At 42.5% G+C, this 19,762-nt stretch carries 15 protein-coding genes; 8 read left to right on the top strand and 7 right to left on the bottom strand.

Annotation, left to right across the window (positions count from 1 at the left end):
* Positions 1-143: 143 nt before the first annotated feature.
* The 7 genes from aroD to HF974_06590 all read left to right on the top strand — a co-directional run bounded on the left by aroD (position 144) and on the right by HF974_06590 (position 7,565).
* Positions 144-842, top strand: coding sequence for a type I 3-dehydroquinate dehydratase (gene aroD / locus HF974_06620; GenBank protein ID MBC2698007.1), 699 nt, complete (start codon positions 144-146; stop codon positions 840-842).
* Positions 839-1,684, top strand: coding sequence for a shikimate dehydrogenase (gene aroE, locus HF974_06615; protein MBC2698006.1), 846 nt, complete (start codon positions 839-841; stop codon positions 1,682-1,684). Before aroD ends, aroE begins: the two co-directional genes overlap by 4 nt.
* A gap of 26 nt (positions 1,685-1,710) precedes the next feature.
* Positions 1,711-3,018 carry a prephenate dehydrogenase gene (locus HF974_06610; GenBank protein ID MBC2698005.1) on the top strand — a complete coding sequence of 436 codons (1,308 nt, stop codon included), beginning with the start codon at positions 1,711-1,713 and terminating at the stop codon, positions 3,016-3,018.
* A gap of 225 nt (positions 3,019-3,243) precedes the next feature.
* Complete coding sequence (locus HF974_06605; GenBank protein ID MBC2698004.1) at positions 3,244-4,731, top strand: ATP-binding protein; 1,488 nt, start codon at positions 3,244-3,246, stop codon at positions 4,729-4,731.
* Positions 4,732-4,975: 244 nt separating this feature from the next.
* Positions 4,976-5,221, top strand: coding sequence for a thioredoxin (locus HF974_06600; protein MBC2698003.1), 246 nt, complete (start codon positions 4,976-4,978; stop codon positions 5,219-5,221).
* A 58-nt stretch (positions 5,222-5,279) separates the two neighbouring features.
* Positions 5,280-6,266 carry an MBL fold metallo-hydrolase gene (locus tag HF974_06595; GenBank protein MBC2698002.1) on the top strand — a complete coding sequence of 329 codons (987 nt, stop codon included), beginning with the start codon at positions 5,280-5,282 and terminating at the stop codon, positions 6,264-6,266.
* Positions 6,267-6,806: 540 nt separating this feature from the next.
* A complete protein-coding gene (locus HF974_06590) occupies positions 6,807-7,565 on the top strand; it encodes a hypothetical protein (protein MBC2698001.1) in 759 nt (252 codons plus the stop codon).
* A 25-nt stretch (positions 7,566-7,590) separates the two neighbouring features.
* On the opposite strand, the gene HF974_06585 is transcribed toward HF974_06590, so the two are convergent.
* The 6 genes from HF974_06585 to HF974_06560 form a co-directional block, all read right to left on the bottom strand.
* Positions 7,591-12,234: a M6 family metalloprotease domain-containing protein gene (locus tag HF974_06585; protein MBC2698000.1), complete on the bottom strand. Its 4,644-nt coding sequence runs from the start codon at positions 12,232-12,234 to the stop codon at positions 7,591-7,593.
* A gap of 18 nt (positions 12,235-12,252) precedes the next feature.
* On the bottom strand, positions 12,253-12,726 hold the full coding sequence (locus HF974_06580) for a hypothetical protein (protein MBC2697999.1): 474 nt from the start codon (positions 12,724-12,726) through the stop codon (positions 12,253-12,255).
* 1,080 nt (positions 12,727-13,806) lie between these two features.
* Complete coding sequence (locus HF974_06575) at positions 13,807-14,997, bottom strand: IS110 family transposase (GenBank protein ID MBC2697998.1); 1,191 nt, start codon at positions 14,995-14,997, stop codon at positions 13,807-13,809.
* Positions 14,998-15,317: 320 nt separating this feature from the next.
* On the bottom strand, positions 15,318-15,563 hold the full coding sequence (locus HF974_06570; GenBank protein ID MBC2697997.1) for a hypothetical protein: 246 nt from the start codon (positions 15,561-15,563) through the stop codon (positions 15,318-15,320).
* 150 nt (positions 15,564-15,713) lie between these two features.
* Complete coding sequence (locus tag HF974_06565) at positions 15,714-16,022, bottom strand: hypothetical protein (GenBank protein MBC2697996.1); 309 nt, start codon at positions 16,020-16,022, stop codon at positions 15,714-15,716.
* 176 nt (positions 16,023-16,198) lie between these two features.
* Positions 16,199-16,969: a hypothetical protein gene (locus HF974_06560; GenBank protein MBC2697995.1), complete on the bottom strand. Its 771-nt coding sequence runs from the start codon at positions 16,967-16,969 to the stop codon at positions 16,199-16,201.
* Between the two features lie 410 nt (positions 16,970-17,379).
* Here HF974_06560 and HF974_06555 point away from each other — a divergent pair, with 410 nt between their 5' ends.
* The gene (locus tag HF974_06555; GenBank protein ID MBC2697994.1) at positions 17,380-17,826 is read left to right on the top strand and encodes a CGGC domain-containing protein; all 447 of its coding nucleotides are present in this window, start codon (positions 17,380-17,382) and stop codon (positions 17,824-17,826) included.
* Between the two features lie 456 nt (positions 17,827-18,282).
* Here the strand turns inward: HF974_06555 and HF974_06550 are convergent, their stop codons facing one another.
* Positions 18,283-19,353, bottom strand: coding sequence for an NADH:flavin oxidoreductase (locus tag HF974_06550; protein MBC2697993.1), 1,071 nt, complete (start codon positions 19,351-19,353; stop codon positions 18,283-18,285).
* Positions 19,354-19,762: the final 409 nt, after the last annotated feature.

The raw sequence follows: 19,762 nt of genomic DNA, 5'->3' as shown, positions 1-19,762 counted from the left end.
GTGCTCTCTGTGCACTCTGTGGTTATAGACCATTCCAGGAAACGTACATGAAATTCTTCGAATGACATGCTCAAAAAATGAAAGAACCCAAGGGTACTTTCATGCTAAATAATAAAAAGTCTCAAATAGCACGGTACAAAGGAATGGTACATATAGGACATGTTGACCTTGGGCAGGGCCCGGGCATAGTGGCTGCCATTGGCGCTGACCCCATCCAGACTGCCAGTAAGGCCAGGTCAATGGGTGCCCACATCCTTGAAGTAAGGATAGACCTGCTGGGGATAAAGGATAAAAATGAACTGGCCCTGCTGCTGGATAAATTACATGAACGGGTTGGCCTGCCCATCATAGCCACCAACCGCTGCCTAAAGGAAGGCGGACGTTGGGACGGTAGTGAGGGGGCCAGGGTGGAACTGCTTATATCTGCACTGACCAGGGTGGATGCTGTGGACGTGGAACTATCCGCTCCTCTACGCAGCAGGGTGGTGGATGCGGCAAGATCATTGAACAGGGTATTGATAATCTCATCCCATGATTTTAAGGTCACGCCACCTGCCAGTGTTATGACGGCTACATTGCAGCAGGCCATGGCTGCTGGGGCAGACATTGCCAAACTTGCAGTGACCCCCAACAGCACTGCTGATACTCTGTCCCTCCTTATGGTCACACAGGACGCGGACTTTCCTGTGAGTACCATTGCCATGGGTAAACTGGGAAGCCATACCAGGGTGGTGGCCCCCATCTATGGTTCTGTGCTTACTTACGGCGCAGTGGAGGATGCGGTGGCACCGGGCCAGTTAAGAATAGATGAATTGAAACACTTCATGGAGGTGCTGATCTGAAAACCATATTTGCGGTGTTAGGCGACCCTGTAGAGCACAGCCTGTCACCTGTTATGCACAATGCTGCCTATAAAGCCCTGGGTATGGATTGTGAATACCACAAGTTCAGGGTCACCCCGGATGACCTTGAAGGTGCTATTAAAGGTGCCAGAGCCATGGGTTTTGGTGGGCTCAATCTTACCATTCCACTTAAAGAGAAAGCACTGGGGATCGTGGAGCCGGATACTATGGCACAAGCTATTGGGGCAGTGAATACTATAGAGTTTTCAGATGATACCATTGCTGGCATTACCGGCATTGTCGGCTATAATACTGACGGCATAGGGGCAGTGAAAGCTTTAGCAGCATCTGGTGTGGATATCCCTGGTAGCATGGTATTGATACTTGGTGCCGGAGGTGCGGCAAGGGCCGTGGCCTACCAGCTGGCAAAGGATGGTGCCCGGGTAATAATAGCAAACAGGACACTTGGAAAATCACAGGAGCTGGCTGGAAATGTCAGGTCAGTGGGAGATGCAAATGGTACGAGCCTGGAAGAACTGCCCGAACTAACAGCAGATGCTGATATTATAATAAATACCACATCAGTGGGAATGCATCCTGACATTGAGCAGACCCTTATCACTGCAGATATGATGCATACTGGACAGGTGATATTCGATATCGTGTACAGCCCGCTTGAGACCCGCCTGCTCAGGGAAGCGAAAAAAGTAGGGGCTGTTACCATAGACGGTATCAAAATGCTTGTACTACAGGGTGCCGAAAGTTTCAGGATATGGACCGGCATCGAACCACCTGTCGGCGTGATGGAGCAGGCAGTACGGGACGTACTTGGGAGTAAATAACAGTTGATGAAATTACAGTGGATACTATGAAGATCCTGATCATTGGCGGCACAGGCGAAACTGGGGAGTGGTTCACCCGGTTCTACAAAAAACATGGATGGGATGTAACGGTATGGGGTGCAAATAAGAGGAAGGATATCGCTGAAAGACTTGGCGTGCCCTTTGCCGATGACCTGGATAAAGAGTTGGCACTGTCTGATGCGGTAATGGTATCTGTCCCAATTGATCTCACCGAACAGGTGATAGCAGATATTGCACCCAAAATGAAACCGGGCAGTTTGCTAATGGATATTACTTCGGTCAAGACCATGCCCGTGCATGCTATGCAGCAATATGCACCTGTTGGTGTTGAGATACTTGGCACTCACCCCATGTTCGGTCCCACCATTCCTGACCTGCACGGCCAGATCATTATACTGGTACCTGTTGAAAGACGTAGTGAACACTGGCTGCCTGTGATCCGTTCATTGTATGAGGAGCAAGGTGCCCATATCGAATTGGCAACCCCACAGGAACATGACCGGATGATGGCTGTGGTGCAGGGTTTGACCCATTTTGCATACATCTCCATCGGTGCTGCCACGGCAGAACTTGACTTTGACGTTCCCGCTTCCCGCAGGTTCATGAGCCCGGTCTATGAGATTATGCTGGATTTTGTAGGCAGGATACTGGCCCAGAACCCGTACCTCTATGCCATGATCCAGATGAACCCGGAAGTGAAGGCTGTCCACCAGGCATTCATGAAAGTGTGCGAGGACATGTCAGATAAGGTCAACAGTAACGATGTCCAGGGTTTTGTGGATATTATAAAGCGATCGGCGGTTCATTTCGGTGATACCCAGGCTGCACTTGGACGCTCTGACAAATTGATCAATACCAAGATATCGGAATTCCAGGAACTGATCCGTTCCATTGGTGAAGAACGGGGACTGCGTCACCAGTATTCGGGAGTGACCCATATTGGCACGGTCAGGAAGGTTACACCCCTTATGGTGACTATTGAGCGGGGAGGCAGGGAGGTCGAACTCAAGATTGAGAATACCTGCCTGCTGCATATGGATGAACTGCTTGAATGGAAGAAGAACAACCTTGACCACTCAAGTCGGGATGTATCCGCATTCATCCCACATGGTGCCAGACCAGAGATCATCAAAGATATCATTTCCCAGGTGGACGGTGTGGTTTCAGTCAGGGTAATTGATGTTTATATTCACCCTAACAGTGACAGTACCAGTGTGACTATCAGGATTACCATCAGAGGTGACCTGGATGCAGGTGATGTCCACAGGAAGGTAAATGACCTGCTGTCGGGTATAGGGTGTACGTTAAGGTAATGCAGGTTCGATGTGGAATCTGTAAATCTAAAAATGCTGCAATTTGGTAACTATGATTACCAAATATCGGTTATTTTAGTAATTACAATTACCAAATATTTGTCATTTTGGTAATTACTATTACCAAATATCGGTTATTTTGGTAATTACGATTACCAAATATCGGTTATTTTGGTAACTACGATTACCAAAATGTTTATCATTTGGTAATTGTAATAACCAAATGTGAGATTTGAAGAGCTATCAAAGGAAAATATATGGTGGAAGTTTGGCAATGACTTCCATAGATATGACCGTCACTTGAGGGAACTAAGTGAGGCCTTTATAGAATTTAAAAGAAAGCCCATCGACCTGCAAAGCGGCAACATTTACATAATAAGAGGTATGCGGCAGATAGGTAAGACCACTTATATAAAGCAGACAATCCTTAGGCTGCTTAATGAAGGCACCGACCCGCAAACAATATTATTTATCTCATGTGACAGGCTCTCATCAAGAAAAGAACTTCATAATCTGGTATCAAATTTTCTACAGCAAAATATGGAATCATCAGCATTATACATTTTTCTGGATGAAATAACATATCTAAAGGATTGGGTGCTGGAATTAAAAACCATTGCCGATGGGAATTATATTGATAAGTTGATAGTAGTCGCAACAGGGTCAAATCCTATCAAGTTGAAGGAAAAAACCGAACGGCTTCCCGGAAGAAGAGTGGAAGGTAATGAATACTACTTCAAACCCTTGAGTTTCAGGGATTTTGCCCTGCAATCCATCGAAAGAATAGCAGAGTTCACCACATCCAAAGAACTGGCAAATGCCTTGAAAAAATCGAAGGATGCCATTTTATATAGCAAAATCGATATGGATAATTTTAACGTTTCCACAATCAAGAAGGCCTTACCATATAAAGAGGAACTTGATTGGCTGTTCGAAATATACATCCTGACCGGGGGTATTCCCCTGGTTGTGAATGATTACCTGGCTCAAAAATATATTCATGAATCCGGGAATATTGATGGTAAAATATATGAAACATTCATCAGGCTTATACTCGGAGACATTTCTAAGCTGCGAAGAAGTGAAACCACAGCAAAAGATATCCTGAAAAATATTGCAACAAAATACTGTACAAGATATAGTTATACAACTTTAGGGAAAAGTACAGGCGGCATTGTACACCAGACTATTATCGAGTATCTCGAACTATTCCAGAACTCCCTTTTGGTAGATGTGCTGAGTTCCTACGATTTCACTAAAAAAACTCCCAGATTTAAAGGTGATAAGAAAATATATTTTTCAAATCCATTCATTTTTTACAGCATCAATTCGCTATTATCTGGTGAGGACGGTTTTACTGCCAGCAAGGAAATTGTATCAAGAAATAAGGATGTACTAATTGAAGGTATAGTTGAAAACCATCTTGCCCAGACAAAGGAAATTCCATATCTTAGGGAATGGAATACTTATTTGTGGTTCTATTATACTACTCGTACCGGCAAAGAAATAGATTTCATTTACAAGGGTGATGGGTATCTTGGAATCGAGGTGAAATATAAAGAAGAGGTTAATACGCAGGAAATTACATGGACACCTGAAGTCAAGATGACAATTGTGCTAACAAAAAACCAGTTTGAAATTCATAAAGACCTATTGTTTATACCAATTTCTGTTTTCCTTGTATGTACGGATAAATCACAAAAAACACTGTGAATTGAGTTTTTTTGATCTTCAAGAACCAGATTTTAATTTCCATTCCATTTTCTACGGATTTTGAAATATTAGACCGCTCCCCTGCCGTGAAAAGTTGATAATCTATTTAAATGTTGGATACTATGACTGGTAGTAGAATGGACACAAAGGCAAAAACGCCAACAATGGGATCTACTAACGCTTGAAATAAAAATGCCTGACGTGCCTGTTATATTTTCCTAAACTCAAAAAAAGGTGGAAAACAATGAGTAAAGTGGTCTTGATTGATTTTTATGCTGATTGGTGCGGACCCTGTAAGATGCAGGATCCGATCATAGATAAATTAAAGGGAAAGTTCGCAAACTCAGTAAAGTTCAGGAAAGTCGATGTGGATTCAAATATGGATGTATCAAGCAAATATGGTATTCATGCCGTTCCTACTCTTGCGATAGGGAAAAATGGGGCGATCTTCAAGAAATATGTGGGCGTTACCAGGCCTGATGTGCTGTAAAAGGACCTGAATGAGGCATTGAAATAAGTTTTAGGATCTATCAAAGCAGGATAAAAGAATGGTTCGATCAATAATAGAAAGTATGGGTGTATCCCCCGTAAGGCTAACCAATACCCGTGGTAACTACAGGCCCCATGTATTCCTGTCATTTGATGAGCATGTTTTTGCCATTGACACCAGCCGGACATTCAAGAAAGACCCTGTACAGCCTGATGCATATCTTATTACCCATGCCCATTCCGACCACAATGGCAAATCTGCCATGCTATCCCCAAATGCAGTTTGCTCAAAAGAGACCGCCCTGGCGCTTGAGATCCGCTTTGGCAAGGAATACAAAGGCAGGACGTTCGGGCTGGGCGATACCATTGATATTAACGGAATTGAAGTATCCACTCACCACACCCACCATACCATCGGGTCAACTGCCTTTTCATGGGAGAACGAACAGGGCACCAGGATACTGGTCACAGGGGATGTAAAGGATTCGTCGCACCTGCCTGATTGTGATTTTCTTGTAACAGAGGCTAATTACGGAGACCCGGCTGATCCTGCCTGTTATTTCGAAGACGATGTGAGTGGGCTTGAGCAGGTGATAGGTGATAATGTAGCTATTGGGGCCTACGCCTTCGGCAAGGCACAGCGGGCGGTAAGCCTGGTACGCAATGCGGGCTGGCAGGATGCAATATCCATGGACAGCAAGGGGTATAACCTGACCAAAGGCCTTATGCGTGACTGCGGACCCCTTAATGAGATACTGGAGTACAATGGCAGGCATGAGGGGATGGTTATCGTACCGCCATGGGACCTGGGAAAACTGCCTGGAAGCATGAAAAAATATGTACTTACAGGCAGACGGGACTACTACTACCCTGCTATACATATTAGCGACCATATGGATGTGACCGGGCTTGTGGATATGGTAACAGGACTCAAGCCAGAGGCTACACTGGTATATCACCCTGGAGGGGATAGGCCATCAAAGATGGCCGAACATTTAAACAAGGTTGGATGTCCGGCTGTGGCACTAAGTGAATTGGATCGATAACCCGATTTGGAAAATATAATTTTACCGGGTTATGAATTTTAGGCAGCATTTTTGAATCCAATGAGGATGAGCTCCTGGCACCATAATAATTGGTGTGTCTCAAGTTTTGCTATGCATGAGGTGGTATAACCTTCTGATGTCCTGTGTGGGATGTTTTACCTGGTAGCGCTGGTGTGGGGAATATGAAACAGTGAATAAGCATTCATGACCCGTCGGGACACCCATGAGCATGAAAATGCTATTTTCAGAGCAAAATAGAATACTTATATCTGGCTCTTCTTTTATTCTTAGTGTTCATCTGATATCAAACATTTTTTACACTATATATGCTGAAAAGTTAGCTGTAGCTGTTGGTTATGGGCCAATGATGAACTTATAAACTTATTTTGCTTGTATAGTTGCAATTTTACTAATTTCGCACAACTGTCTTCAAAACAATTTACCTCATCATTATTAGCATAATAGAGAAGATATAATTATATACATTGGCGTCAATATACTAATCATCATCATAATGATAATAATGATGATTGGTGCAAAATGGAATTGGATTATTTAAAAACAGTATGCTTTGAAAAACGGGTTTTGATAAATCACATCAATTTAATTGAAATTATCATGATAGTGATCATTACTCAACTATATCTTCCTCAATTTCATTTATTTGATTTAAAAGGAGGTTCTGGTGAAGTAATTGGATACCCAACAATTCTGGGAATAGTTAATAATTCCTTAAGTATGGATGATTATCCGGAAAATATGGACATACTTATAGAGATGCCTGAATTCGAAACTGAATTAAGGCTAATGGGAAAGTTGAACTGGAATAACCATATTTTATATCCAAAAGATGCATCGTTGTATATTATACCTGAAAACGAAGTGGTAACATGGTATGCAGAAAATACTGTTTTAACAGATGATGCTTTATTGTGGAAACATAATGGAAGTGCAGTAGTTTTTAATTATCAAACAGATGATAATTTGTTTAATTATCCTCCTGATGGTGATATGTGGCAAAACCCCGATTATTATTTAGCAAATGGTGTTATAGGCGATTGTGAGGATTTTTCAGTGGCATTTGCTTCAATACTGGAGGCAAAAGGAATTTCTGCTGAAGTCGTTGGGGTGACTTTAATAAACGAAAGACTGCATTGGGTGGTAAGATATTATTTTAATGACCAGATCAATTACGCTGATATTAATCGAAATAACGTCATAATCTGGCAAAATTCAAATCCTACTATAGATGAAGAGTGGGTTACAATAGATCTAGATGGTATACATCCAATAAAATAAAAAAAAAGGGCTGATACAGCCCTATTTAGTTCTTTTTACGCAATAACTGCACTGCTATCAACAAGATCGACAAGCCTGCAAATAGACTAAATCCAGGTATCCCTTTCTTCTCAGTTGGTGTCGGGACAGGGGTTTTATCTACTGTTACTGTAGGCTCTGCAATAATATCTTCTCCTCCTGTTTCTCCCTCTCCCCCTTTACCTGTTACAGCAAATGGTGAAAATCCTGGCGTTTCAGCTTCAAATTGTAAACTATTGGCATCCTCGGCGATTTTTCTGGTTATCAGTTCATGCCATGTATCATCACTGTAACGATAGAGGGCTATTGATGATTCATCGATATTGTTTTCAGTGATCCATGATTTATCTACAGTGAAAACAACAGTGACATCGGCAATATTCCTCTTTGTAGCCCATCCAGCGTTTCCGACCCATAGGTTCAGGTTTTTATATATTTCATTTGGTGGCGGTGTGCTCACCATCGTAGAGGTATTATTCAATATCTCAACTTTGGCGGCTATTGTACCGGCGCTATTCAGGGCTGTGAAATTGATATGCTTGACTATGTTGCCCTCCAGATCGAACCTATATGAGATACGCGAGTTCTTGAATACGCTCTGCCTGTCGGTTTCTGAAAGGACAATATTATAGTAGTCTTCTCCAGAGGTGCCACCTCCTCCTCCTCCCCCGCCATTTCTACTCGGAGTATAATACATTGTCTTGAATTCCCATTCATAATCTTCTATTAAACCATTACCAGCCGGATCTTCTGCAACGGTTGTAATGTATGAAATATAATTTGTATCATACATAAGATTGGAAACGGGATCAAAAGTCACTGTTCTGATGGCGCTGTCATAAGAAATATCCCCTACCAATCCCGTCTTTTTTTCACCTGTGCCTACAAGACAATATCGTACAGTTGGGGTATCCTCAACCTCAAACTTCAGATCATTTGCCAGAGGTATTGCGCTGCCTCTTCTCAGCGAGACATTTTCATCATTGGCCAATCGAATTGCATCACTGGAAATAGATTTTACTTCGAACACACCGAAGTATTCGCCCAAATTAATAACAGTGGCATCTTGAGATATTAACCATGTGTACTTTATCTGGATCGTATTATTGGTGACCTTGTCAAGATAGGTTACAAAAATTGGGACCTTAGACTCGCCTGCAATATCATCCTTCACGCACCAGTAGGACTGATTATCAACTACCTTACTATTAAAAGGCCCACCATTCTTATACAAGTCTAGCCATGCTTCACCGTCATAATAATCAATTTCAGCAACCTCTAATGAATATCCATCTCCCATATCCCAAATCTCATTTATCCGCAATGTTTTGGTTTCATAGGACTTTTGCTCTAAAACTAGCTTTGTCAATTTGTTTGGTGTGCCATTTACTGCAACATACTCATCTCCCAGCCAACCGATAATACTGTAATTTTCAGATCCAGCTACTTTTTCACCTTGATAGATATAGAGTTGATAGTATCTCGTTAGGGGGCTGGCTGAATATACAAGATTATTCTTTAAAATGATTCTGTGTGCATCATCTATCGGAGTTTGAAAAACTGTGAGTTCCTCATCATATCTTAAATCCTGGAAATTACTGGAGTTCCATGTGCCATTGGTATTTTCAAAGATATCACCTGTAATCTTGCCACTTGAAAGACTGTACACTTTTATTGCTGCATCGTTCAGTGTTGAACTGTTCATGGGTTCGCTGAATGTGGCTGTAATGCTGGAACCAATCGTTACATCAGTTGCCAGGTTTTTAGGTAATGTATCAATCACAACCGGAAGTGTAGTATCATTTGCGATCAGCAAGATCGTAATAGACGTATTGGAATTGCCTGCATTATCTATGACATTGACCGGTAGTTCAAATGTGCCGAAACTGGTTGTATTTGTGATGAACTGCCATACTCCACTGTAATTGGTCATTACCTGAGCCGACAATCCGCCGATCGCAGAAAGATTAATTGTCACCGATGCAATTTCGCTGCCATTATCAATCGCTGTGACATTTAGCAATGTATTATCAGTTCCGTTTGACTCAATAACGGATGGATTAGCATCAGCACTGAGTATGATAGGCATAGTACTATCTATCACTACTGTAACCTGAGCGCTATCGTTGCAATTGTACGCATTATCATATGCTGTGAAATTCAAAAAGTAAGTGCCATCCGGAGCCATTACAATGACACGGTCGTTTATCCAGAAGCCGTTAATATTGGTCAATTGGATATCACCGAAACTGCTGTTAATCTGTGAGACGTTCACTGTAGAATTCTTAACGCCTGCTAATGTATCTGATATGGATGCATTAAGGATTATTCTTGTACCATTATTTGCAGCACTTAAACCATCAGGATAACCGATTGGATTTGCAATTACAACAGGTGGAGTGTTATCGACTATAACCTGAACGACTGAACTGGTATTAGTACTTGAAGCATTATCGTAAACCGTCACCGGAAGGTAATAAACTCCATCTACAGCATTGACAATGATGCTCTGATTGATCCAGTAATCGTTCACTTTTTCAAATATCAGGGGTATGATCAAGCTTGCATTAATCTGGGATGCATTAACTGTGGCATTCTTTATTCCTGCTCCAGATTCGATTATGCTGACATTTAACGTTATTTGACTGCCGTTTTTAGCTGCGGTCTGACCTGCGGGATATCCGGTAGGATTCCCAATCAATACGGGTGGGTGGTTATCGATGGTAAATACGCCGTCAGATGAGTCATTTCCACTCAATGGCAGGGTATAATTATCTGTGGCTATCACCTGAACCTTGTAGTTTGAACCATCGGGCATGTCCGTGGTGTTGTAGACATACGACGAAAGCGATTCGCCCAATCCCGATACTATTATTGTGGGATATGTAGTGCCACCGTCAGAAGATAGTTTAATGGTAAAGGTATGGGTATCTGTCGGATCGATATCGCTATGCGTCCATATGATGTTTATATTGCCTGATATCGTTTCTCCGCCATTGGGAGATATGACATTGACCGTAGGTGCGGTATTGAAGAATGTGACGTTCATTGAAGAACCTTTAGCTCCGATATTGTATATCCTGATCCCAGTAGGGTCACCATTGTTCTGGCTGCTGTTTGGTATTGTGGTCTGGTTGAATGAGGTCTGACCGTCGTCATACGAATAAGCAGCGCCATCTTTTAAACTAGTGTTTACAGGGTCTTCTACCCATGCACGGTAGTAAGGATTCCATGGCGGTCCATCATTTAAATCTACCCAACCGTCTTTAATGTCATTATGATATGATATCATGTCTTCATCGATGTGCCATATGAGAATTCCTGCTTCTGGTAGATAAGCGTCGTAACCAGTTTGTTGTCGATTTTCGATTAAGAAATATTGGTTGGTTTCTGGAATATCTACCTTGAAAAGCCTGTTTCCTGTACTTGATTCCAGTCGGTCTATTGCAACAGTTTGCGGAGTTGAAACTGTTGTAGGCGTTAACCAGCCGTTAATTCCATTAGTCGGGTCAGCATCGATATCCCATTTCAGATAGCCTCCCATATGTGTTGGTGTATTACCCGAGTTAGCCCAACTGCCACCAGCCATAAGATCCCAATCCTGCACCGGAAAACCTTCATCAACTCCCGTGTCGTAATCATATAAATCCGGCGCTCCCAGATCATGGAAGAATTCATGTGCAAAAGTACCAAGGGGAGAGCTCTCGGCCACCATTGTATAACCGATCACCTTTACTCCATCATCAGTCATTTCACCATCTTCATGCCAACTCCCGCTGTAATAATTCCAGATGCTCCCTTGATGTGACCAGATATCATCATAAACCCCACTTGATTCTTGGGCATTGCCTGCATGTACTATTATGACATGATCGACAACTCCATCGGAGTCGGTATCGTATTCAGAAAAATTAAAATCATCGTCTGCCAATTGAACAGTTTCTCTTGCCAGATTTTCAATATAACATGTATTTGGATCACTGCGGGTTGTATTTTCATCAATATCGGTAGCGTCTTCCCCATAATACGCCATCTTATGCGAACTTTGGTACCATTTACTTCCAGTTGTACCTGTAATATTTAACTGATCATATGAGACTTCCCTATAATAGTTAAACATACTATTGGCGTCAGTTGAATCGTTGAAGATGAGATTATCATAATAGGTTTTGTCATGTGTAGATTCCTGAGAAACATCTGTGAAATTGATTAAAATTACTACAACTTTTTCTGTGGTTACAGATGCGATTCCAGACACCCCATTTGCTTTTAGATCAAGTGTCTTGATCTTAACAGGTCTGGGAGAGGATTTTCTAATCATAATGTCATCTGGCTTCCAAATCGGTGTAACATGTTTTTCAATATCTATACTTAGCGGTTTAACCATTCCCACACGGTTATTTGTAGGAATCAATTTCCCTTCATTGTTTTTTGCCGCATACGTCCACCAACCTTTTTCTTCTTTGACAATAGTATACCCATCCAAAGTCTCAATCCAGTGAAGACGTTCATCCCCATACTGCCTAGCCTGGAAACTATACCCATCCGGCTGCTCAAGTGTGAAAGGATACGGACTTGCAGTAACTGCAGCCGCATTTTCAATGATCAATATCAAACAGAACACAAACAAACTAACAGTTATTTTTCTCATAACCTCTTACTCCCTAACCTATCTTTTTATACTTTTAATATGAGCTTCAAAATACAATTCACTGGCATTCCAGGTCTCAAAGGACCAGATCTTCTCATCCACCTCATTATATCTCCAGACCACAGGTTTTAGAGAATAATCGATGTCATCTTTTACGGCATAATAGCCGCAGTGACTTCCCAGACACGGGGTGCTGCGGTTGATCTCAATGGTCTCTGTGACCCCGCCTATTGTAACTTCAACCACATGAGGGAATGCAGATAAATAAGAGACCGTCATGTTATAACCCCAGAATTGAAAGGTCTCGCTGGAATTTGGGTAAATAAACAATTGTTTTGGGGCTGGTGGAGCATAGGAGTCTGGTTGTTCTGGAGTGAAAAATGGTGTGATATTTTGATCTATGCCATTGGCATTTTCTCCCTCATCGATGCATCCGCTGATTATCATCGTAATTAAGCATGTAATAAGACTTAAACATATGATTTTAGACATAGCTCTTATAATCTCCCTCCCTCCAGTTGAAAATGCCATTTATATATTATTAATTGATCATGCATGAATTTTTCTGTTTTTTCAATGGAAATATATAAAAATTACCAATTTAAAATATTGTGTTAAAAATATGGGAAAAAATATTAAGAAATTAATTATATGTATTCGAATGTATAGAATTTTCTCCAGGTCCTGGGCTATAGATCACTGCACAAGGCAGGATAACAATTCCAATCACCCGCGCTTCTCCCCTATCTTCTTCGCGATCTCCCTCACAATTCCAGACTACCTTCTCCGCTGGAAGGAGTGCACTCCAATCCCCTTCTTATCCACCAGCACCCGTCCCTGACCAGACAACAGGACTTTGGATCTTATCCATCTCCACCATTGGGTTCTAGCCCAATCTATTCCTTTTTACGCAATAACTGCACTGCTATCAACAAGATCGACAAGCCTGCAAATAGACTGAAACCAAAAATTTACTTCTTCTCTGTTGGTGATGGGTTTTACTCTGCTTGGTGGAGCCCTGTTACTCGATCAGAATGCTGAATTGTCCCACACCAGCGAACAGACATGTTATATAAGATTATCTCCCGCACAGTATAACTATTTCTCACCAATATATGATATTTAACCCCAACATCTTCAAAATACTGTACAGATTAACTAAATCTCAGATGAAGGCAGGACAGCTCCTGGCTCAATTCCGATGAAAAGGGAATTGTTGTATTGTCACTCAATTTTCGTTATCTACCTCCGCCCTGCCTCATTTGAGGCAGTCAGGCAATCAAAAAGCTTGCGCCCTTCGGGTACGCTACGCCGCAAGCATTTTGTTGCCTGTCTGCAAATATATCGTAAGGCAGGGCGGCGATAGGCGAGATATACGATGAAAAGGATGTTGCGCGTATTCCATTTATATATAGCTACTGCTATATAAATAATAGATTTCAACCGTTATTATGGGTCAACTCCTATTATACCGTGGGACATTTCACTGCCCCTCCTTTAATGCTCAGTCTACTTACATATCTACGAGTGACAATCCACTATGGTGGTATCATTTTTGGCTTGTATTTTCACTTAAGAAGATAGATAGTTGGGTGGAATCTGGAATGGTTTTTTATTATTCTCAACCGACCAGATAATTCTAACAAGTTTCTTAGCTGTAGCACATCTTGCAGTATTGTAGTGCTTTCCTTCATCCAGCTTTTTCTGAAAAAATGAACCTATAACAGGATTATTCCTTTTAGCTTCCTCTGCGGCCCAGCCCAATGCCCATCTCAACATCTTTGAACCTCTCTTATTTGGTCCACGAACAATTTCCTTGTTTCCAGATTGTGTCACTTTAGGATCCAGACCAGCGAATGCGAGAATCTTGTCCGGATGACTGAAATGATCAAAGTTTCCAATCTCAGCACAGATTGTTGCAACTCTGATATCTCCAATCCCAGTAATTGTTTGTGTGTAATACCGGTCTTTCACAGAGTCCCAAATAATTAATATTTTAGATTCCACCTCTTCAATCTGTTTTTCCAGAGTTTCTATTAGATAAAGTAACATCTGAAGTTCGAAAAGTGCAGATTCTTTTATTATCTCGGAGGGGATTGTGTCTCTTGCTTTTTCCATCAGTTCATTTGCTTTGTCTGGATTAATGTGGTTTCTGCTTAGATCCTTCATCAAATCACGAAGTTTTTCCGTACCCATGTCAAGTATGTCATCAGGTGTAGGAGATTGAACAAGTATTCCTCTCGATGTTTTTGTGAACACATTTTTAAAAACCATATCATAGCCTGGAAATATCAAATGCAGATTCCGTCTAAACCGTTTCTTTAAGTTTGTTTTTATAGTTATCAATTTAAAATGGAACCTGCAGTATTCACGCATCTCGAGTATTTGCTTATCGCTATAATCGGTTTTTGGAGCTTCTCCAAATCGGAGCATATTTGCAATAGTCCTCGAATCAATCTTGTCGTTGTGGGAAACTCTGATATTCACAGATCTAAATCCACTGATTTGAGATGGATTGTAGACTTGTATTTCGTAATACTTGGACAGTTCACTGTATAGTGAATACCAGTATATTCCTGTGGCTTCAATCCCGATTCTTGGTTTTGCATTTAGCTCTTTTGAGATGGATTCGATCTTATTCCTGAATTTATCTAGGCTTTTCCTGGAATTTTTAAGCTTCATGAAATTCCCGATCTGTTTACCGTTCTCATCTACAAAGCATACTTCATGCACATTTTTGGCGATGTCTATTCCAATGTTCAAATACATATTTTCAGCCCGAAATTGTTTAATAGGCTGAGGACCAAATATCCCTTTACTCTCTACGAACCGTAATCTCGTGGCCAATAGCCAGACACCTGTTAAATCAGGGCTGTAACATGTTAAATTGCCGGAGGGTCGTAGGAGCGAGGGTGGTAGTCTGTGTTTGCCGGACAATGCCGTAAGATTTGTAGCCTACCGCTCTCAGCCTACGTTCAACAAATATGTTGAAACACCCAATATAAGCAGTGGGTGCACTTATCCTATATACGAGATTTCCCGTAAGCGGCTTTCGTTTGGACTATCCCGTTGCAGGAGATGGACTATTTAAGTAATGAACTAAGTGAAACCAGATCCATTCTCTCAAGTTCGGGTTTCGGGAGCGTGTACAGAATGACCTTCCAGGTGCGTTTCTTCACCCGAAAACTTCGTAATCGTGCTCTGACATATCCGTCCAGTTCCTCAAACCGCTTCTTCAGAACCCCTTCGCTACCAGCATTCCATAGGAATGAAGGCATAGAAAATCCGACCGTAGGAAGGATTTTCGTTAAGTCAAGTTTTCTCCTCATACCGTCGCCCCCTGCACCCTGCGGCACAGGTTCGGTATATCATCAGCTTGACCATCATGGCTACTATGAGTTCGTCCGACTTCTCATACTGCATTGGTCTGGCTTTCCCATTCGGTTATACCTCGCCTACCTGTTCTCCTTCCTTTGAGTTCATTTATCCTGAAACGTGTAGGATGTAAATTCAATTTCGGGCAGGACAGCATGAGACCTCCCTCGGTCACACAAAAGAGCATTCACAACCATCCCAACGATAACCACCCCAGCGATTATTTTCTGCTCAGGCTTCCATTTGCGGCGGGAATGTCGCCAATCGCTAAGGCCACCTTGCGTTCGCTTGCGCTTCGGGCTTTGGTTGCCGATACTAGGGAACGCCGCACAGCACCTCACAATACCGCACTTCCGGTTCTCTTCATCCGGGAGCAGACCCAGGTGGGGGGATTTTAACCCGCAATGGGACATGATTTTTTTTAACCTCCAATGTCCTGTTTATTTATCTTTCTCTTTTATGCTTCAAGGCACGCAGACGTCACACCCAACCACAGCAGAGCTGCGGGGTATAATTATGAATATCAAGTTCCCCACTATCCTTTGAATTACTCAGTTTTGATATAATTAAGCTGGACATTATCTATTACCTACTGAAGTGTAAAAGCAGGCTCATTTTGAATCGAATCGATTATGCCTTTGATCGATTTAAGTTTATCAGGTTGCCCGTCAATAGCGAGCCAGACAGCCCCCTCTGCTCCGCAAACACCTCCTCCTGCAATAAGTTCCGCATTTGCTCCATAGAGAAGGGAGACTGCCTCAAGTTCTGTAAATATTTCACCAAGTACCGGATACAGTCTTGGTCCGGTAGAACCAGGAGCATTCAACCTTTTTGCTAATTCATCAAGATTTCCAGTGACACGCTTTTCAAGACCAACAGGAACAATAAGGCGTACACGCCTTCCAATAACAGCCTGCATCGATATAGCGATAGTACCACCTTTCGGGTGACCAATAAGAATGGCGGCTTTCTTTTCCTTCAGGTCAACAGAATTAGCGCCTTTTAAAATAACATCTCCTTCTTTCAAATCGTCGATAACATCAAAGACGGTCTTACCCTTCTGCCATTTTCCATTAACGAGAACTACATCACCTGGAAACTCTGATTCATCTGAAAGCCTTCCGCTGTCAGTTGTTAGAATATTGGGAGGTAATGTAATTCCTCGGAAAAACCGTCTTCGTATAAAGCCATCATTTTCATCAGTAAGTTTCAATATTTCCTCAGCAACATAGCCGTTTGTTGTACCGGCAATAATCACCACCGTACCCGAAGAAAGAGCTTTCTTCACATCTGCATGTTGAGTAATTGCCTTGGCAATAAGCCTTTTTCCTGCTGCTGGTGTAATTATCACTTGAAACATGGTATAATAGAAATATCCCGGTTCATATTTAATTATTTCATGTAAAGCTCCTCGAAGAATTCGTAGATAAGAACATTGACTTGAAGGCTATTCAACACCTATTGCATGCCCGGTATTGAGCACGTTGATTTGGATATAGGGGATGTTCCGGTCAAGTTATCTGGATTTTTCTGGATGGCCTACTAAATTATCCTTTTCTCCAAGGACTAATAGTGTAGGGACAGTTTGGAGTGCACCCACCTACAGGGGCATCCCCCTTCTCAAAATAATTTGAAACATATCTCTTGAAGCCGAATTTTTGGGTTTAGGAGGGAAGAGGGTCCGGGGTGAAAGATTATGTCCAAAAAGCATTTATTAACCACAATCCATATGAACCCGTATCAAAAATTAAAAGATACGGAGAACGTAAAATGAGTGATGAAATCCGGATTGGGATAATTATATGTGACCGCTACCATGTGTGTGCCGGAGGTAAATGTCTGAGGGCGCTCCATAACCGGGAAGGTGCATTCAGCATTTATAACGATAAAGAAGTGAAACTGGTCGGATATACTGCGTGTGGTGGCTGTCCTGGTGGAAATATCGAATACGCTCCGGAGGAGATGAAGAAGAACGGAGCAGAAGTGATACACCTCGCCACAGGACTGATCGTCGGATATCCTCCATGCCCTCGTGTGACCAACTTTCGTGACTTTATCCAGGCAAAGTATGGACTTGACGTTGTGATCGGGACGCATCCTATCCCCCAGAACTACTTTGAAATGCATACGAAACTCGGGACATGGAACTCTCCTCGATGGAAGGAGATCATTCAACCGACACTTGCGGATGAAGAGACCCGTTTGTCGTACGACTGATGTCGAAGTGATGGAATTACATAATGCTGGAATTTTTTCAGGAAATAACATTTTCATAGTCATGGCTGGTCATCGAGGGTCATGAAGACTGATGGCACATAACTGGATCATGGAACAGTATCACCATATCCTAATAACTGGTGCAATATCCAATTAATTCCCTATTGCACCACTTAATGCAAATACACACCGCAACATTTACATATATATTGCGTACTATATTTGTATATGGATAAATAATTTATAATAACTTACTAAAAAAAAAGGACCTACTGGTGGCAGACAAGCAGCATCAACCCTGCTGATAAAGTAATTCCAAGACCCGATTATTTTGATGAGGTCAGGAAAATATGACCCTTGAAATGGATCATATGCTTGACCGGAATCAGGCGGTCAGACAAGACCACTATACTCATCTGGCATATAGATTACTGTCTTAAGAATTCAGGTGCCCATCTACCTGGAATTACACCTGATCCCACTCTCATCAAAACACCTGTTACACGAAGTACACTCCGCCTCCTGCGCCCCCTCCCTGAACTTCACCACCAGGTCCGGCTCCCTGATAAGCGGCCTGCAAAGCGACACCATATCGGCACAGCCACTGGCAAGCATCTCCTCCATCACCGCTCTCGACCGCAGTCCCCCTACCAGCATCACCGGGATACCCACACTCTGCTTTATCATCCTTGCATACTCCTTAAAATACGCCTCCACCTCTGGCGAATTGATACCCGGTCCGGACATCACTTCCCCTGCCTCAAATATCCCGCCGCTGACCTCTATTGCACATACACCAGCCGATTCCAGTGCTACGGCCACATCCACACATTCGGGTGCATCCAGTCCCCTGTCCCCAAAGCCATCGGTGGCGTTCATCTTCGCCATGATAGGGAAGTCCTCACCCACCATATCCCGGGCTCGCCTGATAATATCTGCAATGATGCGCGCGCGGTTATCCACTGACCCGCCCCATTTATCAGTGCGCTGGTTGGTGTATGGTGAGATGAAACTGCTGAGCAGAAAACCATGGGCAACGTGAAGCTGTACCGCATCAAAACCTGCCGCCTGTGCCCGGCGCACAGCTTGGGCAAAATCCTCGATGGTCTGCTGTATCTGCTCTTCGGTCATGGCCTGCGGTGTTATGCCTGAAGATGAATCCTTAACTGCCGATGGTGCCAGTGTGTGTGTGTATTCGGGTGTGACCAGCGCCTGCCTGCCGCCGTGTACGATCTGGAGTGCTATCTTGCTGCCGTATTTATGCACCCGCTCAGTTATCTGCCTGTAGGGTTCGATGAACCTGTTGTCGTAGATACCCTGCTGGCACTGGCTGCTTTTGCCTGCCGGGTTCACGTAAGAATAGCCTGAAATAATGAGCCCGACTTCGTACTTTGCCAGTTCCTCGTACATATCACCTATGGCTGGTGTAGGTGTGCCGTCTTCCCCTGCCAGCCATTCATGGGTGGCCGAGCGCACGAACCTGTTTTGGATATGCGATCCTGCTATCTCTATCGGCTCAAAAAGCATGATGGTGCATCCTTTTTTATTATATATAAACCTCATGAGCAAACACTTTATTCTATGATTCAATAGTCTTACTCAAACTTGACATAGGTTCATATGACCCTCCAGACCTTACGCGTAACGATTTTAAAAATTATTACTCTTCGCATTTTCATACGATTTTACGATATACTAAACTGCATCTATTTTTTGAGACCGTTACAATTCGTGTTGGTGAATTTAATTAAACCACAGATAAACGTACTATTATACCTTTCGGTTTGTTGAGACCGTTACAATTTGTGTTGGTTAATCTAATTAAACCACAGATGAACACAGATGAACACAGATGAACACAGATTTTCAGGTAGCTTATCCGCGTTTATCCGCGTTCATTTGCGGTTAGTTTGATAATACCAACATTTAATGTAAC

This window comes from ANME-2 cluster archaeon, assembly GCA_014237145.1.
In the GTDB taxonomy this organism is placed as follows: domain Archaea; phylum Halobacteriota; class Methanosarcinia; order Methanosarcinales; family Methanocomedenaceae; genus Methanocomedens_A.
This window is presented reverse-complemented; position numbering and strand designations above follow the sequence as displayed.

What these genes read in the sequence shown, in the direction of transcription:
- aroD (MBC2698007.1), top strand. Translation starts at nt 144, where the DNA reads ATGGTACATATAGGACATGTTGACCTTGGGCAGGGCCCGGGCATAGTG.
- HF974_06610 (MBC2698005.1), top strand. Translation starts at nt 1,711, where the DNA reads ATGAAGATCCTGATCATTGGCGGCACAGGCGAAACTGGGGAGTGGTTC.
- HF974_06600 (MBC2698003.1), top strand. Translation starts at nt 4,976, where the DNA reads ATGAGTAAAGTGGTCTTGATTGATTTTTATGCTGATTGGTGCGGACCC.
- HF974_06595 (MBC2698002.1), top strand. Translation starts at nt 5,280, where the DNA reads ATGGTTCGATCAATAATAGAAAGTATGGGTGTATCCCCCGTAAGGCTA.
- HF974_06590 (MBC2698001.1), top strand. Translation starts at nt 6,807, where the DNA reads ATGGAATTGGATTATTTAAAAACAGTATGCTTTGAAAAACGGGTTTTG.
- HF974_06585 (MBC2698000.1), bottom strand. Translation starts at nt 12,234, where the DNA reads ATGAGAAAAATAACTGTTAGTTTGTTTGTGTTCTGTTTGATATTGATC.
- HF974_06580 (MBC2697999.1), bottom strand. Translation starts at nt 12,726, where the DNA reads ATGTCTAAAATCATATGTTTAAGTCTTATTACATGCTTAATTACGATG.
- HF974_06570 (MBC2697997.1), bottom strand. Translation starts at nt 15,563, where the DNA reads ATGAGGAGAAAACTTGACTTAACGAAAATCCTTCCTACGGTCGGATTT.
- HF974_06565 (MBC2697996.1), bottom strand. Translation starts at nt 16,022, where the DNA reads ATGTCCCATTGCGGGTTAAAATCCCCCCACCTGGGTCTGCTCCCGGAT.
- HF974_06560 (MBC2697995.1), bottom strand. Translation starts at nt 16,969, where the DNA reads ATGTTTCAAGTGATAATTACACCAGCAGCAGGAAAAAGGCTTATTGCC.
- HF974_06555 (MBC2697994.1), top strand. Translation starts at nt 17,380, where the DNA reads ATGAGTGATGAAATCCGGATTGGGATAATTATATGTGACCGCTACCAT.
- HF974_06550 (MBC2697993.1), bottom strand. Translation starts at nt 19,353, where the DNA reads ATGCTTTTTGAGCCGATAGAGATAGCAGGATCGCATATCCAAAACAGG.